At 41.6% G+C, this 18,466-nt stretch carries 21 protein-coding genes and 1 pseudogene; 7 read left to right on the forward strand and 15 right to left on the reverse strand.

Features of this window, described 5'->3' with window-relative positions; all coding sequences use genetic code 11:
* Positions 1 to 26: 26 nt before the first annotated feature.
* From DXX94_RS18740 to DXX94_RS18775, 8 genes and pseudogenes are all read right to left on the reverse strand, one after another.
* The gene (locus tag DXX94_RS18740; protein WP_116018714.1) at positions 27 to 788 is read right to left on the reverse strand and encodes a M48 family metallopeptidase; all 762 of its coding nucleotides are present in this window, start codon (positions 786 to 788) and stop codon (positions 27 to 29) included.
* Complete coding sequence (locus DXX94_RS18745; RefSeq protein ID WP_245961548.1) at positions 785 to 1,159, reverse strand: TM2 domain-containing protein; 375 nt, start codon at positions 1,157 to 1,159, stop codon at positions 785 to 787. The genes DXX94_RS18740 and DXX94_RS18745 overlap by 4 nt, the downstream gene beginning before the upstream one ends.
* Before the next feature lie 51 nt (positions 1,160 to 1,210).
* Positions 1,211 to 1,396, reverse strand: a pseudogene (gene yidD / locus DXX94_RS18750) (membrane protein insertion efficiency factor YidD); the annotation flags it as partial.
* A 3-nt stretch (positions 1,397 to 1,399) separates the two neighbouring features.
* Positions 1,400 to 1,615: a DUF4177 domain-containing protein gene (locus DXX94_RS18755; RefSeq protein ID WP_116000591.1), complete on the reverse strand. Its 216-nt coding sequence runs from the start codon at positions 1,613 to 1,615 to the stop codon at positions 1,400 to 1,402.
* A gap of 121 nt (positions 1,616 to 1,736) precedes the next feature.
* Complete coding sequence (locus tag DXX94_RS18760; protein ID WP_116018716.1) at positions 1,737 to 2,294, reverse strand: GNAT family N-acetyltransferase; 558 nt, start codon at positions 2,292 to 2,294, stop codon at positions 1,737 to 1,739.
* A gap of 119 nt (positions 2,295 to 2,413) precedes the next feature.
* Entirely contained in the window at positions 2,414 to 2,926 is a 513-nt protein-coding gene (locus DXX94_RS18765) for a GNAT family N-acetyltransferase (protein WP_116018718.1), read from the reverse strand.
* Positions 2,927 to 3,104: 178 nt separating this feature from the next.
* Positions 3,105 to 4,775 carry a glutamine--tRNA ligase gene (gene glnS / locus DXX94_RS18770; RefSeq protein WP_116018720.1) on the reverse strand — a complete coding sequence of 557 codons (1,671 nt, stop codon included), beginning with the start codon at positions 4,773 to 4,775 and terminating at the stop codon, positions 3,105 to 3,107.
* 146 nt (positions 4,776 to 4,921) lie between these two features.
* Positions 4,922 to 5,380 carry a VOC family protein gene (locus tag DXX94_RS18775; RefSeq protein ID WP_116018722.1) on the reverse strand — a complete coding sequence of 153 codons (459 nt, stop codon included), beginning with the start codon at positions 5,378 to 5,380 and terminating at the stop codon, positions 4,922 to 4,924.
* A gap of 62 nt (positions 5,381 to 5,442) precedes the next feature.
* On the opposite strand from DXX94_RS18775, the gene DXX94_RS18780 reads away from it, so the two are divergent.
* A complete protein-coding gene (locus DXX94_RS18780; protein ID WP_116018724.1) occupies positions 5,443 to 6,288 on the forward strand; it encodes a substrate-binding periplasmic protein in 846 nt (281 codons plus the stop codon).
* A 64-nt stretch (positions 6,289 to 6,352) separates the two neighbouring features.
* Here the strand turns inward: DXX94_RS18780 and DXX94_RS18785 are convergent, their stop codons facing one another.
* Positions 6,353 to 7,129 (reverse strand): hypothetical protein, encoded by a 777-nt coding sequence (locus DXX94_RS18785; RefSeq protein ID WP_116018726.1) that lies wholly within the window; start codon positions 7,127 to 7,129, stop codon positions 6,353 to 6,355.
* Between the two features lie 465 nt (positions 7,130 to 7,594).
* On the opposite strand from DXX94_RS18785, the gene DXX94_RS18790 reads away from it, so the two are divergent.
* Positions 7,595 to 8,074: an aminoacyl-tRNA deacylase gene (locus DXX94_RS18790; RefSeq protein ID WP_116018728.1), complete on the forward strand. Its 480-nt coding sequence runs from the start codon at positions 7,595 to 7,597 to the stop codon at positions 8,072 to 8,074.
* 111 nt (positions 8,075 to 8,185) lie between these two features.
* Here DXX94_RS18790 and DXX94_RS18795 read toward each other — a convergent pair whose 3' ends face one another.
* From DXX94_RS18795 to DXX94_RS18805, 3 genes are all read right to left on the reverse strand, one after another.
* Positions 8,186 to 9,490 (reverse strand): inosine/guanosine kinase, encoded by a 1,305-nt coding sequence (locus tag DXX94_RS18795; protein WP_116018730.1) that lies wholly within the window; start codon positions 9,488 to 9,490, stop codon positions 8,186 to 8,188.
* Positions 9,491 to 9,793: 303 nt separating this feature from the next.
* A complete protein-coding gene (locus tag DXX94_RS18800; RefSeq protein WP_116018732.1) occupies positions 9,794 to 10,096 on the reverse strand; it encodes a hypothetical protein in 303 nt (100 codons plus the stop codon).
* 286 nt (positions 10,097 to 10,382) lie between these two features.
* Positions 10,383 to 11,261 carry a LysR substrate-binding domain-containing protein gene (locus tag DXX94_RS18805; protein WP_116018734.1) on the reverse strand — a complete coding sequence of 293 codons (879 nt, stop codon included), beginning with the start codon at positions 11,259 to 11,261 and terminating at the stop codon, positions 10,383 to 10,385.
* A gap of 344 nt (positions 11,262 to 11,605) precedes the next feature.
* On the opposite strand from DXX94_RS18805, the gene DXX94_RS18810 reads away from it, so the two are divergent.
* The gene (locus DXX94_RS18810; protein ID WP_116018736.1) at positions 11,606 to 11,929 is read left to right on the forward strand and encodes a hypothetical protein; all 324 of its coding nucleotides are present in this window, start codon (positions 11,606 to 11,608) and stop codon (positions 11,927 to 11,929) included.
* Positions 11,930 to 12,154: 225 nt separating this feature from the next.
* Here DXX94_RS18810 and DXX94_RS18815 read toward each other — a convergent pair whose 3' ends face one another.
* Positions 12,155 to 12,412, reverse strand: a complete 258-nt coding sequence (locus DXX94_RS18815; RefSeq protein ID WP_116018738.1) for a DUF2999 family protein — start codon at positions 12,410 to 12,412, stop codon at positions 12,155 to 12,157.
* Positions 12,413 to 12,636: 224 nt separating this feature from the next.
* Between DXX94_RS18815 and DXX94_RS18820 the strand changes: the two genes are divergently transcribed.
* On the forward strand, positions 12,637 to 13,032 hold the full coding sequence (locus DXX94_RS18820; protein WP_116000604.1) for a response regulator: 396 nt from the start codon (positions 12,637 to 12,639) through the stop codon (positions 13,030 to 13,032).
* A gap of 81 nt (positions 13,033 to 13,113) precedes the next feature.
* On the opposite strand, the gene DXX94_RS18825 is transcribed toward DXX94_RS18820, so the two are convergent.
* Positions 13,114 to 13,974, reverse strand: a complete 861-nt coding sequence (locus DXX94_RS18825; protein WP_116018740.1) for a LysR family transcriptional regulator — start codon at positions 13,972 to 13,974, stop codon at positions 13,114 to 13,116.
* A gap of 99 nt (positions 13,975 to 14,073) precedes the next feature.
* On the opposite strand from DXX94_RS18825, the gene DXX94_RS18830 reads away from it, so the two are divergent.
* Positions 14,074 to 15,138: an HlyD family secretion protein gene (locus DXX94_RS18830; RefSeq protein WP_116018742.1), complete on the forward strand. Its 1,065-nt coding sequence runs from the start codon at positions 14,074 to 14,076 to the stop codon at positions 15,136 to 15,138.
* 23 nt (positions 15,139 to 15,161) lie between these two features.
* A complete protein-coding gene (locus DXX94_RS18835) occupies positions 15,162 to 16,202 on the forward strand; it encodes a DUF2955 domain-containing protein (protein WP_116018744.1) in 1,041 nt (346 codons plus the stop codon).
* A 111-nt stretch (positions 16,203 to 16,313) separates the two neighbouring features.
* On the opposite strand, the gene DXX94_RS18840 is transcribed toward DXX94_RS18835, so the two are convergent.
* Positions 16,314 to 17,477: an alkene reductase gene (locus DXX94_RS18840; RefSeq protein WP_116018746.1), complete on the reverse strand. Its 1,164-nt coding sequence runs from the start codon at positions 17,475 to 17,477 to the stop codon at positions 16,314 to 16,316.
* Positions 17,478 to 17,561: 84 nt separating this feature from the next.
* On the opposite strand from DXX94_RS18840, the gene DXX94_RS18845 reads away from it, so the two are divergent.
* Positions 17,562 to 18,455, forward strand: a complete 894-nt coding sequence (locus tag DXX94_RS18845; RefSeq protein WP_116018811.1) for a LysR family transcriptional regulator — start codon at positions 17,562 to 17,564, stop codon at positions 18,453 to 18,455.
* The last annotated feature ends 11 nt before the right edge of the window (positions 18,456 to 18,466 follow it).

Consider the following 18,466-nt stretch of genomic DNA (forward strand, 5'->3'; position numbering starts at 1 on the left):
GGTATTAAGCCTATTGAAAAAATTACTCAATCATTAGCCAAATTCTCAATACTGGTCTTACGCTCTGCAAAGGTTGGATGCGTGCTCGCCCAATGAAAAGTTTCTAGGTCGTTTTGCTCATAAAGAATTTTCAGCGCTTCAATCATCGCTTCATTACTGCCATAGAGCTCTTCAAGCTTCTGAGCTGCGTATGCATCCGCTTCTTTCTCAAAATCTCTGGAATAAGATAAATTAAGGCCTAAAGTCGAACCCTCGATTAGCAAATCACTAACAACACCAACGTCACCAAACATGAGTGACATGGTTATGTAAAACAGCGATACCCGAATCGTGTTTTCCATCAGGTGATTATGCTGTACATGCCCGACTTCATGTAATAAAACAGCCATTAACTGTTGCTCATTTCCTAATTTAGCAACGAGTGAATCAGTAACAATAATAGAGCCATCCATGAGCGCAAAGGCATTCATTTGATCGCTCCAATAGCGAAAATGCAGTGGATAATCTTCTATCGACAGCGACAAATTTTTCAGTAATCCCTGATAGCTTGTACGCACCCTTTCTTGTTGCTCTGCCGCTAGCTTACTTGGTAAGAACTCTGATTCGTCAAAACTCTCCAACGACGATTCACCAATGGTTTGATAAACCGACTCAGGTATTTTTTCGGCAATGTAAGTGGAGGCGGCGGGCAATAACGCGGTATAGGCACGATAACCGACGACTGACAAACCCAGTAAAACTGCAATAGCAATAAATAGCCATTGTTGCTGCTTTTCACTTAGCTTCATGGTTGTTCGCTGGTTAGTTCACTAAGGGTGTTTCGCATTACCCCGTTATTATATTTTTGCACAATCGATTGGCTTCTAAATAACTGCGGTAATTCAATAACAATCACTAATATAAATAGCACCCAACCGCCGAATTCAAAAAATATAATACCAAGTAACATTGCCAGTAAGTTCAGTGCACCAAACAGGTTTTTACCCAAGTAAAAATGATGCAAACCAGCAAGGAAGAAATAATTTAGTACGGCATAAGTATCGGGGTCTTTAATCCGCTGCTCTTCTGTACGGAAGTATAATTTCTTTAGTTCTGTTGGCAAGGCTGCAATTTCTTTGCGCAGCTCGTCTTCTTCTAATTTTAATTGTTCCATGCTCATGTTTATCACCTTCTCGGGCACTGGGTCGTGAATTTTATTAACGCAATCAGGATCATTACATCGCCTAATTCTCATTAGTCCCAGTTTGATTCCAGTATATGTGCCATGTTTTGATATTGCTTGATGGGTATATTCGGAGCAACTAGGTTTAAAATTACATTCAAGATTAAAGTGTTGCTTGGCGCCACCTTTAGATTGGTAACGCCGAATAGCAGCCAGAATAGCGCGTTGTATCACGCACTACCGACCAAGTGTTACGATCACAGCTTCACGTGACCAGAATAACCAAAAACGTTTATTTTCGATAACTTGAAAAACCACCTGCCAGCCATCAGCAGCTTCTTTGTTTAAGGTAGATTCAAGTTTTTTAAGAGGCAAGCCACTGGCGCCTAAGAAGAGTGTTCCACAGCCACCCTCAACGACATGGATGACTTTATATTCATTGTATTTGCTCATTTTTCTTCCTTTAAAAATATATTACGCTGGGAAGCTAACTAATTGATAATAATAACGCTTTCCCTAGCCAATGAAAAAGTAACGCATTTTCAGATGAAGATCAATATAGTAAGACTTTTACCTAATTCATAGAGTATTCTGTTGCCAATAAGCCAAAGCATTTCAAATCGTGAAACTGCCCTTTCCAGTAGCCACTTTCTCTGCGTATACCTTCGAGTTTAAAGCCTAGCTTTTCAAGTAATGTTTCAGACGCAGAATTACCCGGTACCGTATCTGCTTGAATGCGATGAATTGCGCCACACGCAAGGTCGCCAGCAAATGCCGCTTTGACAATCGCTTGCACCGCTTCGAAAGCTAACCCTTGTCGCCAAAACTTAGGGTGTAAGTCGTAACCTATTACCCCGTTTTTCATCGCGGGACTCCATGAATTAAAACCGCAAGTACCAATAAGTTGGTTTGACTGTTTTAACCTGATCCCCCAGCGAATACCGGTAGCGTCAGTAAAACGTTTTTGGAAAAAATGAATAAGATCGGTCGCTTGTGAAATTTCAGTGAATTCAGACAAATCATAATATTCAATAACTTGTGAGTTTGAGAATAGTTCTAATATGGCGGTAGCGTCATCTTGAGTTAATTGCGTTAGCAGTAGTCGCTCAGTAGTTAATTGTGGAAAGTTCATGATTTACCTTTCTAAGGTTAGTGAAATGATAGCGGCTTTAAAATCAATGACAAGCTACTAATTTAGAGGTTTTAATTAAGAGATTGAAAGAATTTTTATCGGTCAAGAATTAGTATCGGCTAAGAAATAGTCCTACCATAAACAACCTCATGGTAGAAACGCTGGTTTTTATAGACAGCTTTAGGAAAGTAGCCTTGTTGTGTAAAACCGCACTTTTCGAGTACTTTGGCAGAGCCTTGATTCCCTTCAAAGACGCTAGCCTGCAATCTCACGAGCTGAGTTGCCTGCTGAAGCTCTTTAATTAATAAACACAGCGCATTAGTTGCATAGCCTTCGCCCCAAAATTTTTCGGCTAACCAATAGCCTACTTCACCGCTATATTGATACTCGTGTTGACCTGGCTCAGCGCCAATACAACCTGCAAGCTCGCCATCAACGGTAATCGCTCGAATTAAACCGTTGCGGCTGCCTGTAGTAATCCACCATTTTGCATCTTTGGCAGTGTAAGGATTAGGAATGCGTGATGACAGGTAATGAAGAACTTGAGGGTCGTTTAAGTAGTCAACTAAAAGTAATTCATCTTGCGCTTCAAAAAAACGAAGCTTTAGCTTGGTGGCTGGTAAAACATCCATGTGGCAATCAACGGGCTAGATTTTTCTTTAAGCTAACAATACTTAATCGGCATATCAACTATAAAGGTCGTTAATTATCAATTAACTGGCATAAAAAAAGAGGAACTATGTTCCTCTTTTCTTTAAGCTGATTCAGCACATTATTGATGTGTACTAGCTACCCACAATTGGTGTGTTATTAGTCGCCAATTTTAGCCCAAGTATCTCTTAGGCCAACAGTGCGGTTAAACACCAATTTACCTTCCTTAGCTTCCTTGTTGTCTAGGCAGAAATAGCCTTGACGTTCAAATTGAAACGCTTTTTCTGGCTGCGCCTGTGCGAGTGAAGGTTCAACTTTAGCTGTGTTGATTGTCACCAACGACTCGGCATTTAATACCGTATGAAAATCATCAGCGGCACCAGGGTTTGGCACAGTAAACAATCGATCGTATAAACGAACTTCAGCATCAAGTGCTTGTGCAGCGCTCACCCAGTGAATAACACCTTTTGGCTTAGTGCCATCTTCAGGGTTTTTACCTAGGGTATTTGGATCGTAAGTACAGTAAACCGTGGTAATGTTGCCTTCATCATCCTTATCACAACGAGTTGCGGTTACCACGTAAGCACCGCGTAAACGCACAGCTTTGCCTAGTACTAAACGCTTGTACTTTTTATTCGCTTCTTCACGGAAATCTTCCGCTTCAATAAGGATTTCTTTTGAAAACGGTACAATGCGATCGCCTTGGCTTTCATCGCTTGGGTGGTTTTTCACCGTCAGCTCTTCAACCTTGCCTTCTTCGTAGTTCTCAATCACCAATTTAATTGGGTCAAGTACCGCCATCGCACGAGGTGCGTTGTCGTTTAAGTCTTCACGAATACAAGCTTCTAGCACACCCATTTCAACAGTGTTATCCATTTTGGTCACACCGATGCGCTTGGCAAACTCGCGAATTGACGCTGGCGTATAACCACGACGACGGAAACCTGCAATCGTTGGCATACGTGGGTCGTCCCAACCAGACACCAAGTTTTCTTCGACCAGCGTATTGAGTTTACGCTTACTCATTACCGTGTATTCAAGGTTTAAGCGCGAGAATTCATATTGACGAGGCTGTGTTTCAATCGAAACATTATCAATAACCCAGTCGTATAGACGTCGGTTATCTTGGAATTCAAGTGTACAAAGTGAGTGCGTAATACCTTCGATAGCATCCGATAAACAATGAGTAAAGTCGTACATTGGGTAAATGCACCACTTATCACCCGTTTGGTGGTGATGAGCAAATTTAACACGGTAAATCACAGGATCGCGCATACACATAAAGCTTGAGCTCATGTCGATTTTTGCACGCAGTGAACATTCACCTTCTTTGAATTCACCGTTTTTCATTTTATCGAATAAGGCTAAATTCTCTTCAATTGAAGTGTCGCGGTAAGGGCTATTTTTACCCGGCGCTTTTAACGTACCGCGATATTCGCGCATTTCTTCACCATTTAAGAAACACACATAAGCTAAGCCTTTTTCAATTAGTTCAACTGCATAGCCATGTAAGCGATCAAAATAGTCTGACGAGTAACGAATATCGCCAGCCCATTCAAATCCTAACCACTTCACATCTTCTTGGATAGAATTAACGTAGTCGATGTCTTCTTTTTCTGGGTTAGTATCATCAAAACGCAGGTTACAAAGGCCTTGATAGTCCTGAGCAATACCAAAGTTCAAACAAATAGACTTGGCATGACCAATATGCAAGTAGCCATTTGGCTCAGGCGGAAAACGAGTTTGCACATGATCGTGCTTACCAGCACTTAAATCAGCATCAATAATTTGACGAATAAAGTTAGTTGGACGGTGTTCAGTATCCGACATCCAAAGGGCCTCTAAACTAAAAGAAAATAACAAGATAATAGCTCGGCATTATATACCTAAGCCGAGCTAAGATGCGAGTTTCCAATGGCAGAAAATCGGAAGAATCAGGATTAACAATATTTACTTTTCAATGAGCACAAAAGCGATTATTCAAAAAGCGCTTTCATCCGCTCGTTAAGCTCTTGTTCGTCAACATCTTCAATATGTGTAGCAATTGTCCAAACGTGACCATAGGGGTCTTGCAGGGTGCCCGCTCTATCACCATAAAACTGATCGACAACTGGGCGCAGTTCTTTAGCGCCAGCCGCCAGAGCTTGGGCAAATAATCCGTCCACATCTTGGTGATAAATCATTAGACTGACCCCTGCTCCACCCAACGTTTCAGGGCTAATAAACCCCATTTCAGGGTGTTCATCTGCTAACATAAAGTGAGAATCGCCTATTTTAAGTTCAGCATGAGCAATACCACCGTCTGGGGTATTAAGCTCCAACACATGCTCAGCGCTAAAGGCTTGTTGGTAGAAAGCTATTGCTGCTTTGGCATTCTTTGCCACTAGGTAAGGCGTAATGGCGTGATAACCATCTGGAATTGCAGAAACAGACATATTCGCTCCTGATAACGTTTTTTAACGAGTATTATTGTAGTTGATAAATTATAATTCAGCCTATGCAGCAAAATGGCTTTACCCTAAAATTTAAGAACACTCGCTTAACCATATTGGCGAGTGTTTTATGCGTATTGATTACGCTCATATTTTCACATCGCAGCTACGCACAAAAGAACGCCGAAACCAAGGCACAAACTAATACACAAACCAAGGCACAAACCATCACACTTGCCGTCGGCCACGACCATCAAAACATGCTTGAAAACCGTTATGATATCTACAAAGCCAATTGGGACGCATTGAAGATGGGCTTGAAAGATATGGGACACGAGCTAAAAGCAAGTGCCGCTCCTTGGGCGCGAGCAAAAGCTTATGTTCAATCAGGCAAATTAGACGGTTTATTTATTGCTGCTCGACTGCCAAAGCGCGATAAGTGGGCAGAATTTACCGATACAATTGGTTATGAAATTTACGGTTTTTTTGAACGGCAAAACTTTGTGCCACCCGCCCAAATCTATGCGGGTATTCGTTTAGGCGGCGAAGACCGAGTGTTATCTTATATTCCACCTGAAAAACTCTTTTATGTGCCAACCGCCCAACGCGGCCTAGAATTGCTAAACCAGGGTAAAGTAGATCGCTTTGCGATGTCGTATGGCTATGGCGAGTACTTGCTAAAGACTGAGCTCAAAGATTTTAAATCGAATATCAAGTTTAATCCTAGCGAGAGTGAAACCCGAAGCTTGCATATTGCCGTGTCAAAACGTCACCCGAACAAAACGCAAGTATTAAATATACTTAACAAAGCCATTGCCCATAGTATTGCCAAAGGTTACTACCAAGCAGCAATGGAGAAAAATAAAGTGCCTAAACGTATGTGGGTACATTCTGTAGCAAGCATTAATTAACACGCCGTTTCATCTACAAATTCACCTACAAAGTTGGCTCCAGCTGACTTTTACGTGCTAACTTTTACGCGATAAGTTTTTCGTACATCGCTTTTACTTGCAGGTCGCCGAAGCCATAGATGCCCATTTGCTGAGAAAATTTTCTAAAAACTGCGCCAAATTCTGCAGTTTGATGATCGCTCGACGCCGACAGTTCACTGATAATCTCTCGTAAAACGCGTTCTGGCTTGCCCAATCCTTGACTATCAGGTGTTCGTGCTAGTTCAGCGTTAACGGCAGCTTGCACGAATGAAAAACGCTCGCCAAGTGCATTGGCAAATTGAGTCATTTCTGCATAATTTTTTACCGCATAGGCAAGCCATAATTGAGCAAAACATTGAACTTCATCAACCGTCAACTTAACAGCCTTATCCAAGGCATCCGTTAGTTCATTATCAGACATGTTGGCAAAACTGTATTCATTCCCTTGATTAGGCGTCACCAAATAAATGTCTTTAGCCGATGTTGTGGCGAGAAAATTCAGACAAAACCATAAGTTGCATTGGCAAAAAAGATCATGTTCAAACCAGCAATAAATTTTATCGCCAGAAGTCACACTTGCTAGTTTTGTAAACATTGGTACCACATAGCTAAAATAATCAGGAAAGGTATTATCTACCGCATATTGCTTCAAATATTCGGCTCGTTGCTGATAGAGCTTTTCGCCAACCTTAGCTGTTGAAGGCCCATCAATCAAACACTCTCGCATCACCAATTGCTCGCCATTAATAGTGGCAGGAAAGCGCTGCTGTAACGCATCACCATTCAGTAAATGAATAACTAAGCTGTTGGGTTCTGACATCTCGATTCCTTTTATTTGCTTTACTGTGCTTTACGTTATTTGCATCAAGCTCACTTCATCAAGCCAACTTCATAAAATAAGCGCCATTATTTTCAGTGACTGCATAGCGAGTATAGAGCACCTTATTTTTGTGCTCTACCCTTTATCTAGGCTAGTTCTAAATGAATAAACCATTTTCAAAAGAGATTAATAACTGCGCCTTCGCAATACCCCCAACTCAGCAATTTAGGACTATAATTATAATCGGTTTAGGTAACCAAATTATGCCAGCAAGTTATGCCAGTATGGTATCGCGTATTGTTGCTGCTTATCGATAAGCTTACCTTCACAACAATTACGTGATGTTGCATAAAACATCACGTTAGCTTTCAAGTTAAAACATAGTGATAGAGCTTGACGATATACATTTGTGGCAAACGACCATAACTTGAAATAAGGTTACCGCGTTCACTTGTGGAGGTGATTATGACTATTTCTACAAAATTAATGGATTATATGGCAGATCAGAGAATTGACTACCAAACCATCAAACATAGCCATTCAAATAGTTCGCTTGGCAGCGCTATGAGCGCACAAATACCGCTGCAAAATTTAGCCAAGGCCGTGCTATTAAAAAATCATGAAGATCGTATTGTGATGGCAGTGTTACCAGCCAATCGCAAAATTAGTATTTCGGCGATTAATGATCAGCTAATGGGCAGTTATCGACTGTTAAAAGAACAGGAGGTTTATCAACTATTCAGTGATTGTGAACACGGCGCAATACCGCCAGTTGCTGAAGCATTTAATATGACCAGTGTGTGTGATAACGAGCTTGATCTGCTCGACTTTGTTTACTTAGAGGCAGGCGACCACGAACACCTACTTCAAATATCACACGGTGACTTTGAAAAATTGGTAAGTCGCTGTATGCACTTAACCTTTAGCCATGAGGTGTTTCACTAACGTTTTGCTCGCTACGAAATAACGCTCGCAGCACACAAAAAAACGGCAGCTTTTTAGCTGCCGTTTTCTATTCGGTAATTTATGCGTGAACCTAGAGTGGCAAAATACGTTTTATTTAGCCCAGTAAGCTTGCTCTAGGCTATCTTCTCGCTCTGGTAATCCACGAGATAAACGTGGCGAGTGCTGAACAAGTACTTCGTAACTTGCGCGGTTAGCATATTTACTCATTTGCGATAATGACGAATATGTTAACGCTGATTGAATATGCTTGCTTGAATTTTCAACATTGCGTTTGTGATAAACATTCGCACTTAGATCATGCAAAATTGCCGCTAAGGCGGCATCGCCAGCGCCATTGGTATTCTTAATCGAGTCTGGACCACCCATGTAAGGCGCAGTATGCGTGTAAATGCGAATTGGTTGTTCGCAATCGCTTAAGCGCATTGGTCGAGAATATTCATAGCGATTGAAATCTGGCACATGACCCGGCATTAGCGGGTATTCAGTTTCGCGTTTGAATTTATCATCTACATAGCCTGCCATGTATAAACCTTCAGGGCCAGCAGTACAGATAACTAAATCAACCCAATCTAAACAACAATCAGCCGCTTGCAGTGGATCGCTATACCCCGTAATCGCGAGCGCTTCTTCTTCATTCATGGTAAGCACATTAACGTGCTTTTGCACAAATTCTCGCCAGAATTCTGGCTCTTTCTCGATCAGGTGTTTAGTGCCTAGTGTTAGTACCACAGGAACATTAGCTGCATTAGCGCACTCTACCGCTTTAATTGCCGCCTCGGTCATTGTATCGCCAGGCTGGGTGCGCATTAAATATGAACTAATCACTAAAGCTGATGCATTAGCGATCAACTCTTCATTAATTGATTCTGGACGCAAATGGTTAATTAGACCGGCATTAATACCAAATGTACGCTCGCCTGAGTCATCAATGAGTGTGAAACAACGACCGATTGGCCCATCAACTGGTTGCAAATGATTCAAATCAACACGAGAAGATGTGTTACTTAAAAAGCGGTAAGCGTAATCACCTACTTTAATATTGTTTGACATCACGCCCAATAACACAGAGCGATCATCTGCTAGTACAGAGTAATTATGGATAGTGTTGGCAATTGTACCGCCAGCAAATTCATAATTCACTAAGGCTTCATCTTTTAAGCGATTATATAAGCGCTCGGTTACATCATCAGATATCACTTGTGACATACCGCGCTGCAGACCAAATTCATCTAAAAACGCTTGATCTACTTTTGCTTCAATATCGACTAGGGTTTGATCAATACCGACAATGTAATTTCTGACTAATTGCGAGGCACGATTAACTTGGTTGGTTAATGGGTTTTTATTGTCGACAGGAAAATAATGCTTGTGCTGTCGGCGACCGGGAAACTTCATGAAGCGTAAACTAGGTGAATAATCAGGGGCGCGATTATAACGTAATTGCTTTTCAATTTCCTAGCCATTTCACGGTGATTTACGTGTGCTAATGGCTTTATCGGCATACTTACCTAACGCACCTACTCGGCACAAAGCACATAAATGATTATTTTATCGTTATTTTTGTTTGTTATATTCACCTGAGGGAAGTAAACAAGCGCATGAAAAAGAAAAGCACCAGCCAAATCAATGACAGGTGCTTTATGTGTTTTCAGCGTTTATATGGCGTTATGTAGAATTCATCACTGTGCTGACGACATACTAGCGGCGACTTACCAAGATGACGTCACTCGCTTTGTCTTCTAGTGACTTTACTTCAATAAGTTGTCGTTTCGGAAAATGTGTGACCGTTGCCAATGCATCACGTTTAGTTTCGAATGTTTGATTAGCTAGCTGATTAAAAAATTCAGCGTTATCACTGTTTTGAGCAATTGTTGCAGCAACACAAGCTTGGTCTGCTGCTAACGTTTCATTATCAACACAATTCCAAATTTTGTCGTTACCAGCAATTGCTGACTGACTCACTGCGACTGTGGCAACTACTGCAAGAATATGTTTGATCATAATCGACCTCCGTTAACCATCTATGGAGTTATATTATCAAACAGACCATAAAACCACCTAGCATATTTTTATGACAACTATATTACAGTGAAAGTTAATTTATTAATTCTTGATGTAAATTTTATAAGACCTTGTTTATTAATGCCTTTTAAATCTTTAAATCAAAACACATCGAACTGCCTTGTTAATTTTGAACCTTAGATTTACGCCTAAATTGGCGAGGTTGATGTTATATTTCGCTAGCCGTGCTAGATCTATACTCATGTTTACTTTCTAAATGTTGATGTTATTGAGCAACAAGCTTAGTAATCCACCGTTCAAAGTGTTGCACTTTAGCAAAAGAAAAATGATGACTAGGAGCGACTAAATACAAAGCGTGCTCCGTTTCAAAACGATAATCTAGCAATTCAATTAATGTGCCATCGGCTAAAAAGTTGCTGACTAAAGCGCGGCTTACAAAAGCCATTCCTTTGCCCGCTAGCGCGTATTGTACTAAAGGCAAGGAATCACTTGTTCGTAAGCTTATGTTAAGTTGCTCACGGTTTATTTTGCACTTAGCCAAAAACTGTACGATTGCCTTTTGATATTCATCACTGGTGTCTTCTAGCAGTGGAATCGATAATAACTGCTCGACCTTTGGTGGTTCCTCACCAATTAGCGTGCTGCTTGCAACAAGCACAATATCATCATCAACGAGCTTTCTACTTTCTAAGCCAACGTAGTTACCTTTACCTCGCCTGATCGCAATATCTAAATTCTGACTCGCAAGATCATCCAATTTATTATTGGGTGAAAACTGAATATGAATATCCGGGTGAGCAGCATTAAATTGATCAATATTAGGGATTAAGATAAGCGAAGTCAGTGAATGAAAGGTTGTCAATCTCAGTTCATTTGGGTTGCTCGATTGGCTAAGGCTTGCAAGGCCCTGCTCGAATTGATTGAACCCCTGCACAATATAAGGAAGTAATAACTCACCTTGCGTGGTTAATACGGTTTTACCTCCGTGGCGATCAAATAACTGACAACCAATACTACCCTCCAAAATCCTAATTTGCTGACTTACCGCCGCTTGCGTCACGAATAAAGACTCTGCCGCTGCTTTAAAGCTGCCTTGCTGTGCAGCCAACATAAAAAAACGAAGTGCCTTAAGCGGAATATGCATGCTTATCCTCTTTTGTTTTTTCCTAACCTGCTCGTCATCAAGCTTTTGAGCTAGCTTTTCATCCAACTTTTAATCTGGCTTTTCAGCCGACTTGTCGTGCGACTATTCGTTCAAAAACTCTTTCTGCCAGTTACAGCACTCAACAGCCAGCACTTAAGAATTACTTAACTCAAGTTAACTTATTATCGTTTGTTTTACCAGACTCGACAGGCCAAACTTTGACCGTCGCAAATTAGTTAGCGCTAGCATTAAATTCACAAAGTTGACGCTTTTCAGTGAATAAAAGAGAGAAGTGCTAACTCACTTAAATTCATTCACATAAGCAACAATATTTGGGGCTAAATATGAAATATTTTACACTACTAATACTGTTATCTATCGCTACTAGCCTTCTAGCTGCAAGTCACAATAGTAAATTGGAGAAGGTTTATAGTCATCAAGGCTACCCCTACAAACAACTGATTAATCGTGCCAATAAAGTTAAGCTTAGCTTTACTGAGGCCAAATTAAATAGCACAGTGACTTGTCGCGTGCTGGTTCAGTTGAATAATCAATTGTTCGAATCGGCGCAAGTGTCTGTCACTCAGCAAGCCTTTACTGAAAAACCGTTGGCTAGTTGTTTAGATCGTCAGCAAGCGAAAAAGCTCTTGGCTGCCTCATTTGAGTGATTGGCTTTTGGTTTGCTTAGTTAGCTTGATTGTTTAGCTGGCTGGCTTGATTAATTAGTTTGGTTGGCTCACTTGATTGCAGTAACCGCAGCGTATGAAGAATACTCAGAATAGCTAAGGCGACAACGAGTTTATGTTATCGTCTTAGCTTTTTTTAGCAGCTAAAGCTGACTGAACTGTCTTGTTTAGAACTGATAAAAATAGAAAGGATAGTTTTTTATTCGCTTATTGACCTTGTTTAAAGGCTTGTTTTGCTTTTTCCATCGCCTCAACATCTAATCCCAATTCTTCAACGGCTTCTTTAATTAAGCCAGGATTGGTCATCACTTGCATCATTACTGGTTGTAATTGTTCTTGTGGGATCCCAAGGCCAGCAATAGTATTCATCGCCATTAGAGGGTTGGTTGTTAATTCCGCAAAAATTCCTTTGATTTGATCTTCAGCAATGTTATTCGTTTGTAAAACTTGGATAATTGGATTCATTAATATAGCTCTTTGTATCAGAAAAAACTTAACCATTATAACGGTTGTAATTTTATGATTCGAGCAGCAACTATATGTACTTATTTTAGGTATGAAAAAGCGTATTCAAGCCGTCAAAAGTTACACTGTATAGTGAGCGGTAACTAAACCCTTGCAATGCAATATTTGGTGCTATAGTTGAATAAGTCGTTGTGTATTGACCAAAAATAAAAGGGAATAGAATAATGCGAATATTAGTCGTTGATGATATGGACTCAATGCGTCATGTAATGATTCGTATGCTTAAAAGTATCGGTTATGAACAAGTCGAAGAAGCGGTTAACGGCATACAAGCGTTAGATTTACTCAAAGCTCGACAATATGATGTCATCATAACCGATTATCATATGCCCAAATTAGACGGTTTCGGATTACTTCAGCGTATACGAGGTAACGAGTCGCTAGCGCACATACCTGTACTTTTAGTGACTTGTGAAGATAAGCGCAGTGAGGTTGAGCTATTTATTAAAGCTGGTGTTAACGGCGTAATGTTTAAACCTTTCACCGCCAACACGTTAATCAAGCAGCTCAATTGGATCAAAGAGTCGCTGGTGACCAAGCAAACGGCGTCTGCTGGCTAAATTTACGCTAATGAAAACCAGTATCGCGCTAAGCGATGCTTGACTGAAGGGCTGAGTCGCTAAACTTAGCATCGGCACTGCTTAGCTGTATTTCTCACGGAAAATATCAATTAGCGCTTTCACTTTTCGTGGCAAGTATGACGAAGAAGGATAAATCAGCGTTAAATGCTGCTCTGGGTAATTCATCCCTGTTAACACCTCCACCAAAGCGCCCTGCTCTATCGATATTCTAGTATTGACTTTCGGTAAAAATGCTATGCCTGTGCCCGATGTTGCCATGTTCAAAAGCACATAAAGATCATCGGATTTTAGTGCAATATTAAGATGTGGAGCTAACAAGTCGGCATTGTATCGATTGGTTAAAATTCGATGCTCTTTTAAATCAAGCGGTGATGATATTTTGTTGTGGCGAGCCAAATAATCTGGCGATGCAACAAGGTGGCAACGGTATGGCAATATACTGAATTGAACATAACTAGTGTCAGCCACTTTAACCACACTAGGTAGCACTTGAATATCGAACGACTGGCGCTTTAAATCAACGCCCTCTTGGTAGTTTTCAACTTCAATATTAATGTCTGGATACGTTTCAATGTATTCCGTTAATATATTGTTGAATAAGTTAGTACTCATTAGCGCCGAGGGTATCGCAATACGCAATTTCCCTGATAGCTCGTCTAAGTCTCCTGCCAGCGCATTCACACCTTCGAGTATTTGCTCAAGTGGCTGCTTGGTTAAGGCAAACAACTCCTTACCTTGAGTTGTTAATTCAATGTTACGAGTTGTACGAATTAGTAACTCAGTACCAAGCGCTTCTTCCAACATTCGCAATCGACGACTAACCTTCGAGCGCTGCAAACCGTTGGCATGTGCCGCCGCGCTTATGCCTTCATGCAGAACTGTTTGAGAAAATAAGTAAATATCGTCTAGATTAGCTTTCATTGTCCTATTTTTAGCACTTATGTGTGTTGTCTATCATTCTACTGCACAACTGAGAATATATATATAATTCGCGTGATTTTGGTAACTGAGGTAACAGTTTTGTCTGCTGAAAAAACGTTTAAGCGCTGGATGGGGTCATTAATTGTCCTATTTATTTTACTATTTGCATATATTGTTGTTGCAGATCGCCATGCGCCACTAACAAGTGAAGGTCGTGTACAAAGCTATGTAGTTCAGCTATCACCTGAAATCACAGGTAACGTCGTTGACGTGCATGTTCACAACAACCAGCAGGTCAAAAAAGGCGACGTTATTATCTCGATTGATCGCCGTAAGTTTGAAATTGCGTTGGATAAAGCCAAGCTATCCTTGCAGTCGGCCATTGATCAAGAGAACACCCTTTACTCGCAACGTGAAGCAGCACAAGCGCGAATCGCACGTGCTAAAGCGACCTACAATAATGCTGAGCTTGAACATACCCGTATTGAAAAACTATTTGGCCAAGCCTTAATTTCAAAAGCGCAACTAGACAACGCGCTTGCCGCGTTGCAAGTTGCTTCAGCAAACCTAAGAGCTGAGCAAGAGAGCCTCAACGTCGTTGAAAGCCAATTAGGTGAAGCACGCGGTCAAAGTACTCCAGTTAAAATCGCACGCAATAGCATTGAACAGGCAGAGCTTGACTTGCAGTACACGCAAATTCTTGCGCCAAACGATGGTATCGTCACTAACTTGCAGGTACAAAAAGGTACTATCGCAAGAGCCAACCAACCAATCTTAACCTTTGTTCCAACTGAAACTATGTGGGTAACGGCAGACTTTCGTGAAAAGTCGTTGGCCAATACCACACAGGGCAACGGTGCTTTTGTTACCTTTGACGCTTTTCCGGGCAAAATTTATCGCTTTAGCTTAGCAAGCCGAGATTTTGGTATTTCAGCCGTACAGCAAGCGCCTGATGGTAAACTAGCAAAAGTTGAAGTGAACAATCGCTGGGTACGAGACGCGCAGCGTATTCGCGTTAACTTTGACAGTGAAGATGAATTACCTTCAGGCTTATTCGTGGGCTCACGTGCAACGGTGACCATCTACCCAAGTAATAGCGATTTCTGGTCAATGATGGCAAAAGCACAAATTAAATTAGTGAGCTGGTATCACTACATTTACTAAGGCGTATTGACGGAGCTATTGGCATGAAAGCAATGCGTATTTGGTTTGTCAGCTCACTTGGGTTGGCACTGAGCATGATTTTCGACTGGAACTACGGCTTCTTGGCCGTACTCATTCCAGCCTTCGTGCTTAACTTAGAAAAAGGTTTTGGCCTGCCATTCATTGTCATGCTGGTGTTTTCCATCATTTTTGGCTCAGCCGAAGCAACCATTATTCTCGAGCTATTCCAAGCGCATCCGTTATTACTCACCGGCGCCGTTGCCATCTTTATGCTGATAAAATGCATTGCCATGATGCACCAAATTACTTACTTATTTGGTTTTATGGGGATCTTTATTGGCTCTATGGTGTTTAATTACGCCAGCTATGACTACTTTGATATTACCGATTTTAATATCAACATGTGGATTATCGCACTCATTAGTGTCCTCAACTATTTACTCGCGCACTGGCTGTTTTCTGATCCCAAGGGCACTGAACCTGCGCCGGAAGAAGACCCTTTTGCCGCCAAAACGGAAGCGGAAAAAATTGCACAAGTTGCAATGGGCTGGGTTGTTGCCATGAGCTTATTCTTTGTTTTCCAAACTATGGATCTTATTGATTCACTACCAGTACTTGTATCAGTGGTTATTATGCTGTCACCACTGAGTCTGCAAGGTGGTATTGGCGTTGGTAAAGTGCGTGTTATTGGCACGGCACTAGGTTGTATTATGGGGCTTGTCCTGCATGTAATGTTAGGCAAATGGATAAATAACCCACTGCTATTCTGGCTTGGTTTCACTATTTTGATGGGCGTGATTAGCCTGCTATTTAACAAAGGCATGATCCCATCGGCGATAGGCTTTTCGGCGACATCAGCATTTTCAGTTCCGTTGACAACCGCATTTATTCCAGGCCAGCAAGATGCCACCTTCTCAATTCTCTATCGCTTTAGCTCTATCTTTGTTGGTGTTGTGGTTTTGGTCATGGTGATGACCGTTGCCCACCAAAGCATTAACAAGTTTATTATTGGCCCTAAGCAAAAGCGTGCAGCGCGCAAGCTTGGCGATAAAAAGCCAGCTTAGCCAATGCTCTGAAAGCTGAGTTGAAAAAAATTTAATATCAAAAACTTAAACGTAAAAAGGCGAACTTAATTGTTCGCCTTTTTTGTACTTCTTAAGTTAAAACGGACTAACTTAAACGGCTTGTGCATCAAGCTCTTTGTTGCTACTCGCATTCTCATTAAAAACAGGGTAATCGGTATAACCGATATCGGTACCACCGTACATCGTTGTTGGGTCAACAGGGTTTAATGGCCAATTATTGGCGATGCGTGTCGGTAAATCGGGGTTAGCAATAAAACCTCGACCAAAGCCAAAAATATCACCCAGATTTTTCGCTAACATTTGCTCCGCTCGTTTTGCGGTGTATTTGCCAGCATACATCACCAAGCCATCAAAGTTATCTCGAACACCTTGGTAAAAAGCGTCTGGTAAACCTGAAGCCCCATCCCAGTCAGCCTCGGCGAGTGATACATAAGCAATACCAATGCTGTTAACTGTTTTCACCGCTTCGATATAAGTCTGTTGAGGGTCACTTTCGACTAACCCCAGGTACACCCTATCTTCAGTGGTACTTTCAAACAGTGGCGCAAAGCGAACACCAACTTTGTCTGGCCCCATAACATCAGCAACCGCTTGGGTGATTTCTTTCAAAAAGCGCAAACGATTCTCCAAACTACCACCGTATTTATCGGTGCGCTGATTGGTATGCTCAGAAATAAATTGGTTGACGATATACCCATTGGCACAATGTAACTCAACACCGTCAAAACCCGCCGCTTTCGCGTTTATCGCTGCTTGTTTGTACAGGCCAACAAGTTCTTCTACTTCGCTGGTCGATAATGCCCTTGGCTGGCTTGGCTCAGCTAATGCGCCTTGACCTGGGGCAGTTTCAATGAAAACGCTTACTGCATCTGCGCGAATTGCAGACGGTGCGACAGGCGCATCACCATTTGGCTGAAGCGATGTATGCGAAACACGGCCAACGTGCCAAAGCTGCGCGAATATTGTACCGCCAGCTTGGTGCACGGCATCTGTCACTAAGCGCCAGCCAGCAACTTGGGCTTCACTATAAATACCAGGTGTCCAAGCATAGCCTTGACCACGAGGTTCAATCTGAGTTCCTTCGGTAACCATAAAGCCGGCGCCAGCACGTTGAGTGTAATATTTCGCCATAAGCTGGTTGGGAATATCACCCGGTTGTGAGCTACGAGAACGGGTTAATGGAGGCAGTACAATACGGTTGCGTAATGAGTATGGCCCTAAATTAACAGAGCTAAATAATGAGGAATGCTGCATTTTATTTCCTGTAGCGAATTTTGTATGGAATTTTAGATTCGCCAAGATACAATTAAAAACAACTATTAACTGTTAGTGATACAAGTGAATCTTTTATCTAAAATTGATATTCGACAATTGCAGGTGCTCAAAGCCCTGCTGGAAAAGCGCAACCTGTCAAAAGTAGCAGATCAACTTGGCATCAGTCAGCAAGCTGTAAGCGAACAACTAAAGAAGCTTCGCCACAATTTTGATGATCGCTTATTTATACGCACCAGTAATGGTGTTGTGCCAACGCCATTCGCGCAATCACTGCAAACAAAAGTGACTAGAGCACTGGCGAGCATTGAAGATCTTTTGATCGCAGAAGAGTTCGACCCAAAAACCATTAGTACAACATTTACAATCTGCTCTACTGATCTTGAGCAAACCGTGATACTGCCAAAATTTCTTACCCTATTGCGCAAACATGCGCCCAAGGTGAAGCTGGCAGTAAAAACATTAAGCCTAGATGATATCGACTCTAGTTTGCTTACCGGCAAGGTGGATTTGGTAATAACTAACCCGATGTTTGCACCGAATAACTACCCGAGCACAACGCTTTATCAAGAGCAATATTTATGTGTTGCCTCGAAAGATAACCAAGATATAGCTGTTCAGTCGAGCATTAGCGATGTCGCAAAGATCCCTCAACTGGTAGTGTCACCATCAAGAGGAGAATTTAGTGGCGCAGCCAATAAATGGTTTGCCGATCAAGGTCACCCGAGAAATGTCGTACTTTCCGTACCAACCTTTACCGCGGCTAAGGCATGTATCGCGCATAGTGATTTATGTGGATTTATACCTGCTCGCTTGCTACCCGATCCAACGTTGAAAATTATTAGCTTAGACAAACAAGTCCCGGGGTTTGATGTCATTGCCGTATGGCATCAACGTTCAAGCCAAGACAAACTGCATACGTATATTCGCGAACTACTAATGCAAGCTGCGAGTGAATAGACTAAATAGTG

Origin of the sequence: Thalassotalea euphylliae, from assembly GCF_003390375.1 — a bacterium.
GTDB classification, from domain to species: Bacteria; Pseudomonadota; Gammaproteobacteria; order Enterobacterales; family Alteromonadaceae; genus Thalassotalea_F; species Thalassotalea_F euphylliae_A.